We start from the raw sequence: 2,053 nt of genomic DNA on the forward strand, positions 1-2,053 counted from the left end.
GCGCTGATCACCGGGATTACTGGCCAGGACGGTTCCTACCTTGCCGAGTTACTGCTGGAAAAGGGCTACGAGGTGCACGGCATCAAACGCCGCGCTTCGCTGTTCAATACCCAGCGGGTCGACCATATCTATCAGGACCATCATGTCGAGGATCAGAACTTCGTTCTGCACTATGGTGATCTGACCGATTCGTCGAACCTGACCCGGATCATCCAGGAAGTGCAGCCCGACGAGGTGTACAACCTGGGAGCCCAGTCGCATGTCGCGGTCAGCTTCGAGTCGCCCGAGTACACCGCTGACGTGGACGGCATGGGTGCGCTGCGTATCCTCGAGGCCATTCGCCTGTTGGGTCTGGAAAAGAAGACGCGCTTCTACCAGGCCTCCACCTCCGAACTCTATGGTCTGGTGCAGGAAATTCCGCAGAAGGAAACCACGCCGTTCTACCCGCGCTCGCCGTATGCGGTGGCCAAGCTGTACGCCTACTGGATCACGGTCAACTACCGCGAGGCCTATGGCATGTATGCCTGCAACGGCATTCTGTTCAATCACGAGTCGCCGCGCCGCGGCGAGACGTTCGTGACCCGCAAGATCACCCGTGGCTTGGCGAACATTGCCCAGGGACTGGAGAAATGCCTGCACATGGGCAACCTCGATGCGCTGCGTGACTGGGGCCATGCGAAGGATTACGTGCGTATGCAGTGGATGATGCTGCAGCAGGAGCAGGCCGAAGACTTTGTCATCGCCACCGGTGTGCAGTACTCGGTGCGCGAATTCATCAAGTGGTCGGCCGCCGAGCTCGGTGTTCAGCTGAGCTTTGAAGGTAGCGGTGTGGACGAACGGGCCATCGTCTCCAGTATCGAAGGCGACAAGGCACCGGCGCTCAAGGTAGGCGATGTCATCGTCCGTATCGATCCGCGTTACTTCCGCCCGGCAGAAGTGGAAACCTTGCTCGGTGACCCGAGCCGGGCCAAGAACAAACTCGGCTGGACGCCGGAGATCAGCGTGCAGGAAATGTGCGCCGAGATGGTCCGCGAAGACCTGAAAGTCGCCCAGCGCCATGCTCTGCTGAAAGAGCACGGCTTCGACATCCCAGTGACGTTGGAGAACTGAATATGAATCGTGACGCACGTATTTTCGTTGCGGGGCACCGGGGAATGGTTGGCTCTGCGATTGTCCGCCGCCTGCACGCGCTGGGGTACGACAACATCATCACGCGTGGCCGTGAAGAGCTGGACCTCGTCGACCAGGCGGCGGTGAATGCGTTCTTCGCCGAGAACAAGATAGATCAGGTTTACATGGCGTCGGCCAAGGTGGGCGGTATCCATGCCAACAACACCTATCCGGCCGAGTTCATCTATCAGAACCTGATGGTCGAGGCGAACATCATTCATGCGGCGCATTGCAACGATGTGCAGAAACTGTTGTTCCTCGGCTCGTCCTGCATCTATCCGAAATTCGCCGAACAGCCGATGAAGGAAGAGGCCCTGGTGACCGGCGTGCTAGAGCCGACCAACGAGCCGTACGCGGTAGCCAAGATCGCCGGCATCAAACTTTGCGAAAGTTACAACCGCCAGTACGGCCGCGACTATCGCAGTGTGATGCCCACTAACCTCTATGGTCCTAACGACAACTTCCACCCGGAAAACAGCCACGTGGTGCCGGCGTTGCTGAAGCGCTTCCACGAAGCGGCCCAGCGGGGCGATGACGAGGTAGTCATCTGGGGCAGTGGCAAGCCGCAGCGCGAGTTTCTCCATGTAGACGACATGGCCGCTGCCAGCGTGCATGTGATGGAGCTGGATGACGCAACCTACCGGGCGCACACCCAGCCGATGCTGTCGCACATCAACGTGGGTACCGGCGTCGACTGCAGCATTCGCGAACTGGCCGAAACCATCACCCGAGTCACCGAGTACCAGGGGCAGCTGACCTTCGACAGCAGCAAGCCGGACGGCACGCCACGCAAACTGATGGACGTTTCCCGGCTCAAGGCACTGGGCTGGCAAGCCAGCATCAGCCTGGAGGATGGCCTGCGCGATGCCTATCGCTGGTTCGT

Annotated in this window: 2 protein-coding genes; both read left to right on the forward strand. The window is 59.8% G+C overall.

The annotated features are described in order from the left end of the window. Positions 1 to 1,110: GDP-mannose 4,6-dehydratase (gene gmd / locus NAV33_RS21340; protein ID WP_255983758.1), on the forward strand; the 1,110-nt coding region annotated here is incomplete at its 5' end. Between the two features lie 2 nt (positions 1,111 to 1,112). Beyond that, positions 1,113 to 2,053 (forward strand): GDP-L-fucose synthase (fcl, locus tag NAV33_RS21345; RefSeq protein WP_255983759.1); only part of this gene is annotated, 941 nt, incomplete at its 3' end.

It is taken from the genome of Stutzerimonas stutzeri (assembly GCF_024448715.1).
Taxonomy (GTDB): Bacteria; Pseudomonadota; Gammaproteobacteria; order Pseudomonadales; family Pseudomonadaceae; genus Stutzerimonas; species Stutzerimonas stutzeri_AR.